This is a genomic window from Arthrobacter sp. R-11 (genome assembly GCF_049913155.1).
GTDB lineage: Bacteria > Actinomycetota > Actinomycetes > Actinomycetales > Micrococcaceae > Arthrobacter.
Genome location: NZ_CP183979.1, coordinates 2,599,306 through 2,614,766, shown reverse-complemented (window position 1 = coordinate 2,614,766; position 15,461 = coordinate 2,599,306). Strand labels below are relative to the sequence as shown.

16 protein-coding genes and 1 tRNA gene are annotated in these 15,461 nt (G+C 65.7%); 12 read left to right on the top strand and 5 right to left on the bottom strand.

Going from position 1 to position 15,461, the window contains the following annotated elements:
* The first annotated feature begins 142 nt into the window (after positions 1–142).
* The 6 genes from ACN9M4_RS11860 (at position 143) to ACN9M4_RS11835 (ending at position 4,822) form a co-directional block, all read left to right on the top strand.
* Complete coding sequence (locus ACN9M4_RS11860) at positions 143–565, top strand: DUF3052 domain-containing protein (RefSeq protein WP_115788735.1); 423 nt, start codon at positions 143–145, stop codon at positions 563–565.
* On the top strand, positions 562–1,065 hold the full coding sequence (locus ACN9M4_RS11855) for a peroxiredoxin (protein ID WP_426298100.1): 504 nt from the start codon (positions 562–564) through the stop codon (positions 1,063–1,065). Before ACN9M4_RS11860 ends, ACN9M4_RS11855 begins: the two co-directional genes overlap by 4 nt.
* Positions 1,066–1,085: 20 nt before the next feature.
* A complete protein-coding gene (locus ACN9M4_RS11850; RefSeq protein ID WP_426298098.1) occupies positions 1,086–2,009 on the top strand; it encodes an NAD-dependent protein deacetylase in 924 nt (307 codons plus the stop codon).
* Between the two features lie 139 nt (positions 2,010–2,148).
* Positions 2,149–2,224: transfer RNA gene (locus ACN9M4_RS11845), tRNA-Val, on the top strand.
* Positions 2,225–2,539: 315 nt separating this feature from the next.
* Positions 2,540–3,337, top strand: a complete 798-nt coding sequence (locus ACN9M4_RS11840) for an IclR family transcriptional regulator (protein ID WP_426298096.1) — start codon at positions 2,540–2,542, stop codon at positions 3,335–3,337.
* 135 nt (positions 3,338–3,472) lie between these two features.
* On the top strand, positions 3,473–4,822 hold the full coding sequence (locus ACN9M4_RS11835; protein WP_426298094.1) for an MFS transporter: 1,350 nt from the start codon (positions 3,473–3,475) through the stop codon (positions 4,820–4,822).
* Between the two features lie 189 nt (positions 4,823–5,011).
* Here ACN9M4_RS11835 and ACN9M4_RS11830 read toward each other — a convergent pair whose 3' ends face one another.
* Entirely contained in the window at positions 5,012–6,079 is a 1,068-nt protein-coding gene (locus ACN9M4_RS11830) for a D-2-hydroxyacid dehydrogenase (protein WP_426298092.1), read from the bottom strand.
* An 81-nt stretch (positions 6,080–6,160) separates the two neighbouring features.
* On the opposite strand from ACN9M4_RS11830, the gene ACN9M4_RS11825 reads away from it, so the two are divergent.
* From ACN9M4_RS11825 to ACN9M4_RS11815, 3 genes are read left to right on the top strand one after another with little or no spacing between them, the layout of a single operon-like run.
* Positions 6,161–7,087, top strand: a complete 927-nt coding sequence (locus ACN9M4_RS11825) for an NAD(P)-dependent oxidoreductase (RefSeq protein ID WP_426298090.1) — start codon at positions 6,161–6,163, stop codon at positions 7,085–7,087.
* A complete protein-coding gene (locus ACN9M4_RS11820) occupies positions 7,084–7,854 on the top strand; it encodes an SDR family oxidoreductase (RefSeq protein WP_426298088.1) in 771 nt (256 codons plus the stop codon). Before ACN9M4_RS11825 ends, ACN9M4_RS11820 begins: the two co-directional genes overlap by 4 nt.
* Positions 7,854–8,912 (top strand): L-idonate 5-dehydrogenase, encoded by a 1,059-nt coding sequence (locus ACN9M4_RS11815; RefSeq protein ID WP_426298086.1) that lies wholly within the window; start codon positions 7,854–7,856, stop codon positions 8,910–8,912. Before ACN9M4_RS11820 ends, ACN9M4_RS11815 begins: the two co-directional genes overlap by 1 nt.
* Positions 8,913–8,932: 20 nt before the next feature.
* Here the strand turns inward: ACN9M4_RS11815 and ACN9M4_RS11810 are convergent, their stop codons facing one another.
* The gene (locus ACN9M4_RS11810; protein WP_426298084.1) at positions 8,933–9,661 is read right to left on the bottom strand and encodes a FadR/GntR family transcriptional regulator; all 729 of its coding nucleotides are present in this window, start codon (positions 9,659–9,661) and stop codon (positions 8,933–8,935) included.
* Positions 9,662–9,886: 225 nt separating this feature from the next.
* Between ACN9M4_RS11810 and gndA the strand changes: the two genes are divergently transcribed.
* Both gndA and ACN9M4_RS11800 read left to right on the top strand, forming a co-directional pair.
* Positions 9,887–11,323: an NADP-dependent phosphogluconate dehydrogenase gene (gndA, locus tag ACN9M4_RS11805; RefSeq protein WP_426298082.1), complete on the top strand. Its 1,437-nt coding sequence runs from the start codon at positions 9,887–9,889 to the stop codon at positions 11,321–11,323.
* Between the two features lie 124 nt (positions 11,324–11,447).
* Positions 11,448–12,281, top strand: a complete 834-nt coding sequence (locus tag ACN9M4_RS11800) for an oxidoreductase (RefSeq protein WP_426298080.1) — start codon at positions 11,448–11,450, stop codon at positions 12,279–12,281.
* Here ACN9M4_RS11800 and epsC read toward each other — a convergent pair.
* The 3 genes from epsC to msrA form a co-directional block, all read right to left on the bottom strand.
* Positions 12,278–12,862, bottom strand: coding sequence for a serine O-acetyltransferase EpsC (gene epsC / locus ACN9M4_RS11795; protein ID WP_426298078.1), 585 nt, complete (start codon positions 12,860–12,862; stop codon positions 12,278–12,280). The genes ACN9M4_RS11800 and epsC overlap by 4 nt on opposite strands.
* A gap of 29 nt (positions 12,863–12,891) precedes the next feature.
* Positions 12,892–13,827, bottom strand: coding sequence for a cysteine synthase A (gene cysK, locus ACN9M4_RS11790; protein WP_426298076.1), 936 nt, complete (start codon positions 13,825–13,827; stop codon positions 12,892–12,894).
* A gap of 66 nt (positions 13,828–13,893) precedes the next feature.
* Positions 13,894–14,418 carry a peptide-methionine (S)-S-oxide reductase MsrA gene (msrA, locus tag ACN9M4_RS11785; protein WP_426298074.1) on the bottom strand — a complete coding sequence of 175 codons (525 nt, stop codon included), beginning with the start codon at positions 14,416–14,418 and terminating at the stop codon, positions 13,894–13,896.
* Between the two features lie 87 nt (positions 14,419–14,505).
* On the opposite strand from msrA, the gene ACN9M4_RS11780 reads away from it, so the two are divergent.
* Complete coding sequence (locus tag ACN9M4_RS11780; RefSeq protein ID WP_426298072.1) at positions 14,506–15,408, top strand: Nif3-like dinuclear metal center hexameric protein; 903 nt, start codon at positions 14,506–14,508, stop codon at positions 15,406–15,408.
* The last annotated feature ends 53 nt before the right edge of the window (positions 15,409–15,461 follow it).

Here is a 15,461-nt window from a genome sequence, read left to right as displayed (position 1 = left end):
GCGTGATGTGACCGAGGATTCGCCCTGCTTTTGCCGCAGTGGCGGTGACACGGAATCGGGTTCCTCGGGCGATAATGGCTTGAAGCAGGCACACAAAGGGTGTTGGCTGGTAGTAATCGAAATCACTTCAGAGGAGGAAAACGTGAGCGAGGCCGACGCCGCCACATCGGTAAATGTGGCGGAAAGATTGGGTTTCAAGGACGGGGATCTGATTCAAGAGTTCGGTTACGACGATGATGTCGACTTCGACTTGCGTGACGATATTGAGGAGCTGACAGGCTCCGAACTCCTCGACGAGGACGACCACGAAGTCGTGGATGCCGTGATCTTCTGGTGGCGCGACGGCGACGGCGATCTCGTTGATGCCCTGGTGGACTCCCAGACGACCCTGAGCGAGGGTGGCGTGGTGTGGGTCCTTACCCCCAAGTCCGGCCGTCCGAACCACGTTTCCCCTTCCGAGATCCAGGACGCCGCGCCCACTGCCGGCTTGCACTGCACCACCTCTGCGGGAGTTTCCAAGGACTGGAGCGCCACCCGCCTCGTCGCCCGGAAGAAGAACAAGTGACGCTCTCCCGGGCCGGCCGGGCGGATTTGTTTCAGGGTGTTCCAGGAGTCGGTGAGGAAGCCCCCGATTTTGAGCTCGTCAATCAATACGGCGAACCGGTGCGGCTCTCGAGTCTCCGCGGACGCAACGTCGTCGTCGTCTTCTACCCGTTCGCCTTCTCCGGAATCTGCACCGGCGAGCTCTGCGAGATCCGGGACAACCTGGCCGTATTCGAGGACGCCAACGCGACAGTCCTGGGCGTTTCGGTGGACAGCAAGTTTGCCCAGCGCGCCTACGCGGAGAAGGAAGGCTACAGTTTCGAACTGCTTGCCGATTTCTGGCCGCACGGCGATGTCGCGCGGAAATATGGAGTGTTCGACGGCGGCACAGGCATGGCCCTGCGCGGCACTTTCATCATCGATGGCGCAGGCATCATCCGCTATGTCGTGGTGAATCCCCGGGGGCAGGCGCGGGACCTGGCCGAATACCGCGCGGCCCTTGCCGGACTCGGCACTGCCTGAGAACGCGCGGACTGAAAGCGATGGACGGACACCGCCCCGGGATCGGAACAACCGGACTGGCCAGCCTGGCTCCGGCCGGAACGGCTCCCTTGGCGGCGGAAGACCTTCCGGCGGTGCGGCAGGCCGCTGAAATCCTCGGCCGGAAACGCCTGGCTGTGCTCACCGGGGCGGGCCTGAGCACGGATTCGGGCATTCCTGACTACCGCGGCCCGGGGGCTGCGCCCCGCAAGCCCATGACGTACCAGGAATTCGTCGGCAGCGCGGACAACCGCCGGCGTTATTGGGCGCGCAACCACATCGGCTGGTCCCGGCTCCGGCACGCCGACCCGAATGCCGGCCATTTCGCCGTCGCCCGCTTGGAAGAACGCGGCCTCATTACCGGGCTGATCACACAGAACGTGGACCGGCTGCACGAAGACGCCGGCAGCCGGAACGTGGTGGACCTCCACGGCCGCTATGACCGAGTGGTGTGCCTGGACCGCGGCCACGCCTTCAGCCGGAAGCTGCTCGCCGGAATCCTTGAGGAGATCAACCCCGGGTTCATGGAGGCTGCGGAAGCCGCCGGTGCCATTGAGACAGCGCCGGACGCCGACGCCGTCGTTGAAGATGCGGAGCTGATCCGCAGTTTCGTTGTTGCTGTGTGCCCGGTGTGCGGAGGGGTGCTGAAGCCGGACTTCGTCTATTTCGGCGAGAACGTGCCCAAGGACCGGGTGGAACGCGCGTATGCGATGGTCGATGACGCCGGGGCCCTGCTGGTGGCGGGCTCGTCGCTGACAGTCATGAGCGGGTTGCGCTTTGTACGCCACGCGGCCAAGGCGGGCAAGCCCGTGGTGATCATCAACAGGGGAACGACCCGCGGGGATGGCATGGCCGAGCTGAAAATCGACGCCGGGGTCAGCGCCGCCCTGTCGTGGCTCGCCGAAGAACTGCCGGATCCTGCCTGAGCGCACGCAGCCCCGGCGCTTTCCGAACGGGGCGGCGATTCGCTTTCCGAACGGGGCGGCGATTCGCTTTCCGGCAGCCGGATCGGGTAGAGTCTATGTTCGTTGGTTCGGCGGGGGAAGCCCGGCCGGAGCGCACTTTGGGTCTTTAGCTCAGCTGGTAGAGCGCCACGTTTACACCGTGGATGTCATCGGTTCGATCCCGGTAGGACCCACCAAGGAAAGCCCGTCATTCACGCCGCTGCGGCAGGAATGGCGGGCTTCTTTCATGCCCGGATTCTTGGCCGGACACCGTCCTCAAAATGGAAGAGCTCTCCACCGCGACTATTGGGGGATGCCGCGGTGGAGAGCTCGAAAATGAATATACAGTGAATTCCTTGGATTGGGAAGCGTCCCGTTTTCCAGCCGACCCGGAGCGTATCGGCCGTGAAGCCACTATGATGGGACGTGTTCACTGGACTGAACAAGCTCGTCACGAGGCAGGCTCGTCGCGGGTTTCGTTCATTCCGGACCAGTCACCGTCAAGGAGAGTCATGGCCGATTCCCGCGCTTCCCGTTCCGCCGAGAGCCCGGGGGGTTCCTCGCCGGCTCCCGCGGTGACCCGGGCGGCCGCCGTGCTGGACGCCTTGGCTGCGGCGCCGTCGGGCCGACTGACGCTTAGTGACCTGGCACGCGAACTGGGCATACCGAAGTCATCCACCTCCAATCTCCTGCTGGCACTCGAGGAAGCCCGCCTGATCACGCGCGAGGGCGCCGACTTCTCGCTCGGCCGCAAGCTCGTAGAGCTGGGCGCCGCCTACTTGAGCCGGCTTGATGAGGTCCAGGAGTTCTACAAGTATTGCGAGCAGGCGCCGACGCTCTCCGGCGAGACCGTGCGCATCGCCATGCGCGACGGCGACCACGTCATCTATCTGGCCCGCTACGAGGGCCACCCGGCCGTCCGGCTGACGTCAAACATCGGCGACAAGATGCCGCTTTCACTGTGCGCCGTGGGCAAGGCCCTGCTGGCCCAGTTGCACGACCACGACATTGAGGCAATGTTCCCGGACGACCTTGAGCTCCCGGTCATGACGCCGAAGTCCTTGCGTTCCGCGGCCGAACTGAAGGCCCAGGTGGCCGAGATCCGCCGCCGAGGCTTCGCCTTCGAGGACGAGGAATCCACCCTTGGCGTGGTCTGCCTCGCCGTGCCGGTGCCGACCCATGGCGCGCACGGCCCCAGTCTCGGCCTCTCCGTGACATCCCTCAAGGCGACGTATTCCGAAGAGCAGGGTGACCTGATGGTCAAGGAACTCAAGGAGCTTGCCCATTCCCTGGGCAACCCCATGGGCTGATCCGAAAATAAATCAGATTACACCTCTTGAACATTGTTCAACTTGCTGTACGCTGTTCAGTATAGTGATTCGCGCCACGGTTGCTGACGCTATGCCCAGGCCAACGGGGGCCTGGATGTTCCTGAGGGAGTGCTTGTGACCATTCGTACTAAGACAGTGCTTGCCGGTCCGGATGACGCGGTCGTCGATCCGGGCCAGCTACGGAAAGCCACGCTTGCCAGTTCCGTGGGCTCCGCCCTGGAGTACTACGACTTCTACATTTACGGCCTGGCTTCGGCCTTGATCTTCGGGCCGCTGTTCTTCAAGCCGCTGGGCGACACGGGCGCATTGATCGCCTCCTTCGCCACCTATGGCGTCGGCTTCGCGGCCCGACCGTTCGGCGGCATCATCTTCGGCTACATCGGCGACCGCTTCGGCCGCAAGATGGTGCTCCTGCTGACCATCGGCATGATGGGCCTGGCCAGTTTCGCCATCGGCCTCCTGCCCACCTTCGAGCAGGCGGGCATGCTCGGCGCTGTCCTGCTGGTCACCCTGCGCATCGTGCAGGGCCTCGGCGCCGGCGCGGAGCAGGCCGGCGCAACCACCTTGATCTCGGAAGTGGCCCCGCGCCGCCGTCGTGGTTTCTTTGCGTCCCTGCCGTTCGTCGGCATCCAGCTGGGCACCCTGCTCGGTGCGGGAACGTTCGCGTTGATCGCGCTTGCGGACAAGGCGGTCCTCGAGGGCTGGCTGTGGCGCGTGCCGTTCCTGGCCAGCGTCATCTTGATCGTCGTGGCCGTCTTCATCCGGCTCAAGCTCAAGGAGACCCCGGTCTTCCAGGAGCTGGAGAAGCACAAGAACGTGGTCAAGAACCCGGTGGGCGAGCTCTGGAAGCATTCCAAGAAGAACGTGCTGGTCGGCATCGGCCTGCGCATGGGCGAGAACGGAAACTCCTCGATCTACTCGGCCCTGCTCATTGCGTTCCTGTCGGCCAAGGAAGGCATCTTCCCGGGCGACAAGTTCATCGGCCCGGTCGGGCTGCTGATCGCCGCAGGTTTCGCCGCCGTCATGGTGGTCACCTTCGGTGCGCTCTCCGACCGCTTCGGCCGCGTGCGGGTCTACCGTTACGGCGCCCTGTTCCAGGCGGTCATCGCCCTGCCAGCCTTCTACCTGGTGACGCTCGGCAACCCGACGCTCGTCTGGGCGGTCATGGTGGTCGGCATCGCCCTGGGCGTGCAGTCCATGCTCGGTCCGCAGTGCCCGCTGCTGCCCGAACTCTTCGGTGCCCGCTACCGCTTCACAGGGGTCGCCCTGAGCCGCGAGATTTCCGCCGTGATTGCCGGCGGCCTGGTGCCGCTGATCGGCGCCTCGCTCCTCGCGGCCACCGGATTCTCCTGGCTGGTGCTGGCCATCTACTCCCTGGTCCTGGCGCTGATCTCCTTCGCCGCCACTTTCTTCACCCCCGAGACGGCGGGCCGCGACCTGCTCGTCCTGGAGGATGCCAGCTGAGCGGACCCAGCTGCAGGCACGTCGAAGCGGCGGCCCCCTTTGCGGGGGCCGCCGCTTCGCTGTGTGCGGACATCCTTGTGTGCGGGCATCCTTTCAACGCGCTTGATGCAAGGATGCCGAGGCGACATCGTCCGGAAAGCAGAACGGCCCCGGCGGATCTCCGCCGGGGCCGTTCCGTATGGAGCAGGTTTAGTAGAAATGCACCGTATCCACGAGGTGCGGCATTTCGCCGCCCTCCAGGAAGATCCGCAGGTTGCTGCAGAAGCGCTCGGCGATCAGCCGGTTCTCAGCCGCGCTCAGGGCCGAGGTGTGCGGCGAGACCATCACCTTCGGGTGGTTCCAGAGGGGGCTGTCCTGGGGGAGGGGCTCCACCGCGAAGACGTCCAGGCACGCGTAGGAGACTTGTCCGTTCTCCAGTGCTTCGAGCAGGGCCTCTTCGTCCACGACCGTGCCGCGTCCCACGTTCACGAACACCGTGCCCGGCTTCATGGCAGCGAAGACCTCGCGGTCGAACAGCTTCTCCGTGTACGGCGTACCCGGGAGGGTGTTGACGACGGCGTCGGCGGTGGCGAGCAGCCCGGCAAGGCCGTCGTTCGTGGCGACTTCCTCGATGCCGTCGATGGCCTCGACGTTCCGCTTGGTCCCGCTGACATGCATGCCGAGTGCCCGGGCGACGCGCGCCGTCTCCATGCCGATCTCGCCGAGACCGGTGATGACCAGTTTTGAACCGTTCACCAGCTTGGTAGGGATCCTGAGCTCGGGCCAGACCTTGGCTGCCTGGTCCTGCGCCAGTTCTGCGCTGCGCTTGAAGCCATTGAGGATGCCCAGCGCGGCGAACTCGGCCAACGGCAGGGCATGCACTCCGGCGGAGGTGGTGACCTTGAACTTGTCCAGGGTTGCAGTGTCGAGCCCGGAGGCCTTCACGGCGCCGCCGGCGCCGGCGGCCATGGCGTGGATCCACTGCAGGTGCGGGTTGCTCCGGGCGATGCGGGCCAGCCCGGCCGGGTTTTCATTGGGGAAACCATAGAGGACCTGCGCCTTGTTGAGCATGGTCCAGTACCGCTCTTCCTGTTCCGGAGTGCGCTTGAATGCGGGGTCTCCGGAGTGATCCGCCGGGAACCTTTCTGGTGGAAGCAGCTCCGGTTCGTAGAGAACCGTGATGGCGGGATCGATTGCGCGGATCTGTTCCACATACTCAGCTTCGAGCGGGACGGCGATCGCGATGGTGAGTTCATCAGTCGTCATGCTGTTCATCATACTGAATTGAGGCTAGGATATTGAACAGTTTTTACGTGGAAATGCAGCTGGAACGACACAAAGAAGTGAGGCAACGCGAGTATGACAGCCGAAAAAGCAGGCTTCGTCGGCCTGGGGCTCATGGGTTTCCCCATGGCCGCCAATCTCCTTGCCGCCGGGTGGGAGGTGACGGGCTGGAACCGCTCGGAGGCCGCGGTCAGCAGCCTGGTGGCCCTTGGCGGACACCGCGCCGAGTCGGTCGAGGCGCTGCGCGGGCAGCCGGTCATCGTCTTCATGCTTCCGGACCTGTCGTACATCCGGGACGCAGCGGCTCCCTTGCTCGAGTCCTGGCGCGCGGAACCGCCCGCCCCCGGGACCGCCGTCGTCGTCATGAGCAGCGTCTCGCCGACGGCGGTACGCGAGTTCGGCGCGCTGGTGCACGAAGCAAGCGCGGGCAACGCCGTGGTGATTGACGCGCCGGTCAGCGGCGGCACCAAGGGCGCCGAGGACGGCACGCTCGCTATCATGGCCGGCGCAAGCGAAGCGGACTTCGAACGCCTGCTGCCCCTGTTCAGTGCTATGGGGACCACCGTCCGCCGCATGGGCGGGCTCGGCGCCGGTTCGCTCGCGAAGGCGTGCAACCAGCTGATCGTCGGAACCACGACGGCGGCGCTCGCCGAAGCGGCCGAGCTCGCCGAGCGTGCCGGCATGGACGCCGCGGCGCTGTTCGAGGTGCTCTCCGGCGGCTTGGCCGGAAGCCGGGTCCTGGATATCGTCGGACCCCGGCTTGCTGCGAAGGACTACGTTCCCACGGGCCCGGCCAAGTTCATGCACAAGGACCTCAACTTCGTGCTCGAAAGCGCCGCCGCCACCGGCTCCGCGGTACCCATGGCCTCGGCCGGCGTTGGCCTCTACCGCGAACTGATCGAGCAGGGCCTCGGCGACCAGGACCTCGCAGTGGTCCGCCAGGCCATCTCAAACCTCAGCGACTCCCGCGCAACCACCACCACAAAAGAAGGACAGCAATGAGTGGACTCTTCGACCTCACCGGGCGCGTAGCCCTGGTGACGGGCTCCAGCCGCGGAATCGGCAACGCCCTTGCCCGCGGCCTGGCCGACGCCGGCGCCACCGTGGTGCTCAATGGCATCAACCCGGACCGCCTCAAGGCAGCGGAGGCCGCGCTTGCAGCGGACTTCGCCCCCGGGCGCATCCACAGCTGCGCATTCGACGTCACCAGTGATGTCGAAGCGGCACGCGGTGTTGCCTGGGTGGAGGAAAACGTCGGCCCGCTGGACATCCTGGTCAACAACGCCGGCATCCAGCACCGGGTCCCGATGCTCGATCTCGACGTCAAGGACTGGGAGCGCGTCCTCACCACCGACCTCACCAGCGCCTTCCTGGTGGGCCGCGAGGCTGCCCGCCACATGGTTCCCCGCGGCCGCGGCAAGATCATCAACATCTGCTCGGTGCAGACCGACCTCGCCCGTCCCACGATCGCCCCTTACGTCGCGGCCAAGGGCGGATTGCGGAACCTCACCCGAGCCATGACCGCCGAATGGGCAGCCTCGGGCCTGCAGATCAACGGCATCGCCCCGGGCTACATCCACACCGAAATGACCCAGAACCTCGTGGACGATCCCGAATTCAACTCCTGGATCCTCGGCCGGACTCCGGCGCACCGCTGGGGGACCGTGGCGGACCTCGCCGGGCCGGCCGTGTGGCTGGCCTCCGACGCTTCCAACTTCGTCAACGGCCAGACGATCTTCGTCGACGGCGGAATGACGGTGGTGGTCTGATGTCCGGCTTCGAACTTCCCCAGTCCGGCCTGGCCGTTGTTGCCCACGCTGCCGGCGACCTCCGCATCGAAGAGGTGCCCCTGAAGGCCCCGGCAGCGGATGAAACCGTCGTCGAAATCGCTTTCGGCGGTATCTGCGGCTCCGACCTGCACTACTGGCTGCACGGCGCGGCCGGCGAATCCATCCTCAAGGCGCCCATGGTCCTGGGCCACGAAATCGTCGGCACCGTGGTGCGGCAGGCCGCGGACGGCAGCGGCCCGGCCGCCGGCACGCCGGTCGCCGTGCACCCCGCGACTCCCGGCCCGGGCGAGGCAAAGTACCCCGAGGACCGGCCCAACCTTTCCCCGGGCTGCACCTACCTCGGCAGCGCGGCCCGCTTCCCGCACACCGACGGCGCGTTCAGCCGTTACGCCACCCTCCCTTCACGCATGCTGCGTGCGCTTCCCGAAAGCCTGCCGCTGCGCACGGCCGCCCTGGTGGAACCGGCCAGCGTGGCCTGGCACGCGGTTGCCCGTGCCGGCGACGTCGCGGGCAGGACGGCGATGGTCATCGGCAGCGGCCCGATCGGCGCCCTGGCGGTCGCCGTGCTCAAGCGGGCCGGGGCAGGCAGGATCGTGGCCGTCGACATGCACGACAAGCCCCTGGAAATCGCCCGCGCCGTGGGCGCCGACGAAGTCCTCAAGGGCGACGACGCCGAGGCAATCGCCGCGGTGGAGGCCGACGTCGTCATCGAATCCTCGGGCAGCCACTTCGGGCTGGCCTCGGCGATCAAGGGCACCGTACGCGGCGGCAAGGTGGTCATGGTCGGCCTGCTGCCCACCGGACCGCAACCGGTGTTCATCTCCCTGGCCATCACCCGGGAACTGGAACTGCTGGGTTCCTTCCGCTTCAACGATGAAATCGATGAGGTCATCGCGGCACTGGCGGACGGTTCTTTGCAGGTTGATCCCGTGGTGACTCACGAATACACCCTGGACCGCGGCCTGGAAGCCTTCGAAGTGGCGAAGAATTCGGCACAGTCGGGAAAGGTCCTGCTGGACTTCGCCCCTGTCTCTTGACACGGCTTCGTAGCGGGAAGTTACTTCCGTTCCACGGGGACGAATACCCGAGGCTGGTCTTCCCAACTTGGCGAAAGGTCCGCAATGGTCTCGCGCATGATGCTCGAGGCCGCCTCGCGGGCCTTTTCGCCATCCCCGTCCGCGATGGCCCGGGCGACGTCCATGTGCCACTGCAGGGCCGCTTCTTCCGGGTGGGCCGGCATCAAACCGTGGACGGTACGGCCGGTCAGGGTCTCGGAGACCTGGCCGATCAGGTTCGCGAACATTTCATTGCCGGAGCCGGACAGGACCAGTGCGTGGAAACGGATGTCCAGTTCCAGGAAGGCGGGCATGTCCCCGGCGTGCCCGGCGTCGCGCATGGCCAGGGAAATGTCGACCAGTTCACTGCGCAGCTTCTGGGGGGCGTTCCGGGCGGCGAGCTCGGCGGCGGCAGGCTCGACGGCGGACCGCAGCTCGGCGAGCGAGCGCAACTGCGCCCCGCGGCCTTCGCCGGCAAGCCGCCACCGGATGACGAGCGGATCGAAGGGGTTCCAGCGGTGCGCCGGGAGGACCCGGATGCCCACCCGTTTGATCGTCTCCACCAGCCCGAGCGACTGAAGCACGCGGACCGCCTCCCGGACCACCGAACGGGAGACTTTGAGTTCCTCTTCAAGCTGCTCGGCCAGCATGACGTGGCCGGCGGGAAGGACCCCGCCGACAATCCTGGCGCCCAGATGCTCGACGGCGCGGTGGTGGAGACTGGTTGACATAGTCGTAAGCATAGTGGCGACGGCAGGGGCTCCTTTGTTACTTCCGCCGGGAGGCGGCCGGGGCGCGTGCATCATAGACTCTTTTGTGACGCGGACGTTTCCGGATCCTCTGCGGAAACTTTCGCGAAGGCCGTCAAATACGTATGGTTTATTGCAGCGATTGCGCTAGAAAACGTTTCCTGCGCCCCGGGCAGGACTCACTGCACAAGAAGAATTGGAGTTTTGATGTCAGCACACATCGGTGTCACCGGCCTTGCGGTGATGGGCGCCAATCTGGCCCGCAACCTGGCCCGCAACGGCTTCACTGTTGCCCTCCACAACCGCTCCGTCGAGAAGACCGACGCCCTTCTTGCAAAGCACGGCTCCGAAGGCGATTTCGTCCGCACCGAGACCCTGCAGGAACTCGTTGACTCCCTGGAGAAGCCGCGCCGCGTCCTCATCATGGTGAAGGCCGGCAAGCCGGTCGACGCCGTCATCGACCAGCTTGTGCCGCTGCTTGAAGAAGGCGACATCGTCATCGACGCCGGCAACTCGCACTACGAGGACACCCGCCGCCGCGAAGCTGCCCTCGCCGAAAAGGGCCTCCACTTCGTGGGCGTCGGTGTTTCCGGCGGTGAGGAAGGTGCCCTCAACGGCCCGTCCATCATGCCCGGCGGCTCCAAGGAATCCTACAAGGCCCTCGGCCCGCTGCTGGAAAAGATCTCCGCCAAGGTCGACGGCGAGCCCTGCTGTGCCTGGATCGGCACCGACGGCGCCGGCCACTTCGTCAAGATGGTCCACAACGGCATCGAGTACGCCGACATGCAGGTCATTGGCGAAGCCTTCGACCTCCTGCGTTCGGGCGCAGGCATCGAGCCGGCAGAACAGTCCAAGATCTTCGCCGAATGGAACACGGGCGAGCTGTCCTCCTTCCTGATCGAAATCTCCGCCGAGGTCCTCGGCCACGTCGACGCCAAGACCGGGAAGCCGTTCGTCGACGTCGTCGTGGACGCCGCAGGCCAGAAGGGCACCGGCCGCTGGACGGTCATTTCTGCCCTCGAACTCGGTTCGCCGATCTCCGGCATCGCCGAATCAGTCTTCGCCCGCGGGCTCTCCTCGCAGAGCGAGCAGCGCAAGCTCGGCCAGGAACTGCTGGCCGGCGAGGAAGCCTCGGTCGAAATCCCGGCAACCTTCGTGGAGGACGTCCGCCAGGCGCTGTACGCCTCCAAGCTGGTCTCCTACGCCCAGGGCCTGGACATGCTGACCTCCGCCGCGAAGGAATACGGCTGGGAGCTCAAGCTGGACGAGATCGCCTCGCTGTGGCGCGCAGGCTGCATCATCCGTGCAGAACTGCTCAAGGACATCACCAAGGCCTACGCAGCCGAGGAGAAGCCGGCCAACCTGCTGTTCGCCCCGGCCTTCACCAAGGCCATCGCCGAGGCTCTTCCGGCCTGGCGCCGCGTGGTCGCCACTGCCGTGCAGCTGGGTATCCCGGTTCCGGTCTTCTCGTCCTCCCTGGCTTACTACGACGGCCTGCGCCGCAAGCGCGTCGCAGCAGCCCTGATCCAGGGCCAGCGTGACCTCTTCGGTGCCCACACCTACGGCCGCGTCGACGCCGAGGGTACCTTCCACACCCTGTGGGGCGAGGACAAGTCCGAGGTCGAGGCCGTGGACACCCACTAGCCTGCTGCCCCGCTCTGCTCCTGACAAGGGCCGGCCGTTCCCCGATACTGGGGAGGGCCGGCCTTTGCCGTGCCGCCACCGCAGCCGCCGCGGGCCTGCCCGCGGCCTGAGTCGAGGAGCTTCCATGGTGCCAGGAGTCGTGTTCGTGACCGGAGCATCCACCGGGATCGGCCACGAGGCCGCCATCCTCCTGGCCCGGTCCGGCTTCACGGTCTACGCCGGTGCCCGCCGGACTGGCAGGATGGAACCGCTCAAGGCCCACGGAATCCGGGTCCTCGCCCTCGACGTCACGGACGATGCGTCCATGACGGCCGCCGTATCGGAGGTCGAGGCCGCGCACGGCCGGGTGGATGTCCTGGTCAACAATGCCGGCTACGGGTCCTACGGCTCGCTCGAGGAAGTCCCGCTGGACGAAGGACGGCGCCAGTTCGAGGTCAACCTCTTCGGGATGGCGCGGATGACGCAGCTGGTCGTTCCGGGGATGCGGCAGGCCGGAAAGGGCAGGATCATCAACATCTCTTCGATCGGTGGCCGCATCTACGAACCGCTTGGCTCCTGGTACCACGCCACGAAGTTCGCCGTCGAGGGTCTGAGTGATTCCCTGCGCCTGGAACTCGCGCCGCACGGCATTTCGGTGTCGATCATCCAGCCCTCCGGCACTGCCTCGGAATGGGGCCGGATCGCAGGGGAGTACCTCCTGGCTTCCTCCGGGCAAGGGCCCTATGCCGGCCAGGCGCGGATGATGGCTGCCGCGCTGGCAAGTACCGAGGGGACGATGCTGGCCTCTTCGCCGCGGGCCGCCGCCCGTGCGATCCTCCGCGCGGCAAGTTCCGGAAAACCGAAAACCCGCTACCCGGCGGGCCGGGGAGCGGGTTCCATTTTGGCGCTGAGGCGGATCCTGCCGGACCGCGCCTTCGATGCCCTGCTAAGGGGCATCTATGGCAGGTTTCCGGTCTAGATCCGGTACTCGATGTAGTACTCGGCCGGATCCACGGCAGGCTTGGTCTCGGACTTGGCATCGCGGTGCCGCCATGTGGCCGGGATGCCTGTAATGATCGACTCGGGCGGTGCGTCCTTCACGACGACGGCGTTCGCGCCCACTGCGCTGTCGGCACCGATCGTGATGGGTCCAAGGACCTTCGCACCGGCCCCGATTGTCACCCGGTCCCCGATGGTCGGGTGGCGCTTGACCTTCGCGAGGGAGCGGCCGCCGAGCGTCACACCGTGGTAGATCATGACGTCCTCGCCGATCTCCGCGGTCTCGCCGATCACAACGCCCATGCCGTGGTCGATGAAGAACCTGCGCCCGATGGTTGCACCGGGATGGATCTCGATGCCGGTCAGGAAACGGGCCAGCTGCGAAATCAGCCGGGCAGGGAAACGCAGCCCCGGCCGCTGCCACAACTTGTGGGTCAGCCGGTGCGCCCAGATGGCATGCAGGCCGGAGTATGCAAAAAAGTTCTCGAAAGAACCTCGGGCCGCCGGGTCGTGTGACCGGGCGGCCTCGAGGTCTTCCTTGAGTCTTGCGAAAAAGCTCACAAAGACCTTTCTACAGGAAGCGTGCTGAATCAGCCGCGGATGTCGTCAAAGAGCACGGTGGAGATGTAACGCTCACCGAAGTCGGGAACAATCGCGACGATCAGCTTGCCCTTGTTCTCCGGGCGTTTTGCGAGCTCCAGGGCGCCCCAGACAGCGGCGCCGGCGGAGATACCGCCGAGGATGCCTTCCTGGGTGCCGAGCGCGCGGGCGGTGGCGACGGCGTCCTCGAGGGAGGCGTCAAGGACCTCGTCGTACACGTTGGTGTCCAGCACCTCCGGGACGAAGTTGGCGCCAAGACCCTGGATCTTGTGCGGGCCGGGGGCACCGCCGTTCAGGATCGGGGAGTCCTTGGGCTCAACTGCCACGATCTGGACTTCCGGCTTGCGTTCCTTCAGGACCTGGCCGACGCCGGTGATGGTGCCGCCGGTGCCTACGCCGCCGACAAAGATGTCGATCTGGCCGTCGGTGTCCGCCCAGATTTCCTCGGCGGTGGTGTTGCGGTGGATCTCAGGGTTGGCTTCGTTGGCGAACTGCTGGGCCCAGATGGAGTTCTCGGTGTTGGCCACGATTTCCTGGGCCTTCTCCACTGCGCCGCGCATGCCCTCGGAACCCGGGGTCAGCACGATTTCGGCGCCGTAGGCACGCAGCATGACGCGGCGTTCGGTGGACATGGTCTCGGGCATGGTCAGGATGACCTTGTAGCCGCGGGCCGCACCGACAAGGGCCAGGGCGATGCCGGTGTTGCCGGAGGTGCCCTCGACGATGGTTCCACCGGGCTTGAGGGCACCGGACTTCTCGGCGGCGTCGATGATGGCGACACCAATGCGGTCCTTGACGCTGTTGGCGGGGTTGTAGAACTCCAGCTTCACCGCCACCGTGGCCTCGAGGTCCTTGCTGAGCCGGTTGAGGCGGACCAGGGGGGTCCCGCCGATCAGCTGGGTGACGTCGTCGTAGATCCGTGCCATGTATTCATGCCTGTTCTCTGAAGAGGGAAATGCTGTGGCCAGCCTAACCAGCGTTACGAAGCCCTGCTACGCGCGGAGCCACGAAGAGTAATATTTCCGGGCCTTCGCGAGCTTCGGATTGATGATCACCTGGCAGTAGCCCTGTTCAGGGAACTTCGCGTAGTAGTTCTGGTGGATCGCTTCGGCCTCATGGAACTCCGGAAGCCTGCTGACCTCCGTCACGATTTCCTTCGACCACAGCGGCTGGTTCCGCGCGATCGCCTTCTCGAACTGGTCCTTCTCCTCCTGCGTCGCATAGAACATGACCGAGCGGTACTGGGTTCCGACGTCGTATCCCTGCCGGTTCAGGGTGGTCGGGTCATGGAGCGCAAAGAACATGTCCAGGATGATCTCTTCCGGGACCACGTTCTCATCGAAGGTCACAGCCACGACTTCTGCATGGCCTGTAATGCCCGAACAGACCTCGTAGTAGCCCGGGTTCCGGACGTGGCCGCCCGCGTAGCCCGAAACAACCGATGAGACGCCCTGGGTCTTCTGGTAGACGGCATCCAGGCACCAGAAGCAGCCGCCGCCAAGTACGAAAGTTTTCATGTCCTGTTCAATGGCCGGGAGCCGCGGAAGATTCCCGCAGGAGCCTTACGGAAGTGTGACGGCGCAGGATGCGCAAGAATATTGCCCATGGAAGCTGTGAACACCGCTGTTGCAGAAGACGTTGTGGCGGACAAGGAATCCGACGGTGGCCCGGGAACTCCCACCCTTGGCGAATTGCTGCTCGCGGTCGAAGAGCTTTGGCCGGAATCCCTGGCCGAGAACTGGGACGAAGTGGGCCTTGTGGCGGGGCGCCCCGGCGCCCCGGTCAGCAAGGTGATGCTGGCGGTGGACCCTACCCTGGAAACCATCGAGGAAGCCATCGCCTGGGGAGCGCAGTTGCTGGTCACCCACCATCCCCTGCTGCTCAAGGGGGTCAATTCCGTCGCCGCGACCACTGCCAAGGGCCTGGCTGTCCACCGGTTGATCGAGTCGGGCACGGCACTGCTTACAGTGCACACCAACGGCGATTCCGCCGTCGGGGGCGTCTCGGACGTGCTGGCCGACGCCTTCGGACTGGACAACGTGGTTCCGCTGACTCCCGCGGCGCAGGGCCTGCCCGAGGAAGGGATCGGCCGCGTCGGTGAACTTCCCGAACTGATGACGCTGGGCGATTTTGCCGCCCGCGTCTTCGAGGTCCTTCCTGCCGTCGCCGGCGGCGTCAGGGTTTCCGGGGAACGGGACGCGCTGATCCGCAAGGTCGCCGTCTGCGGCGGTGCGGGCGACAGCCTGTTCGACGCCGTCCGCGCAAGCCAGGCGGATGTCTACGTGACGGCAGACCTCCGGCACCACCCGGCGTCGGAAGCTCGCGAATCTGCCATCAACGGCCGCCCGTACCTGATCGATGTTTCGCATTTCGCCAGCGAATGGCTGTGGCTGCCGGCCGCGGCCGAAGCCCTCGGCAACGTGCTCGCCGACCAGGGGTACGACGTCGAAATCCGTGTAGCCGACACCAACAGCGATCCCTGGGACTTCATTCTCACTCCCGGCTGAGCCTGCGGACCGGTGGAGCCGGCAGGGACGGCGGGCAGGATAGGCGCTAGAGT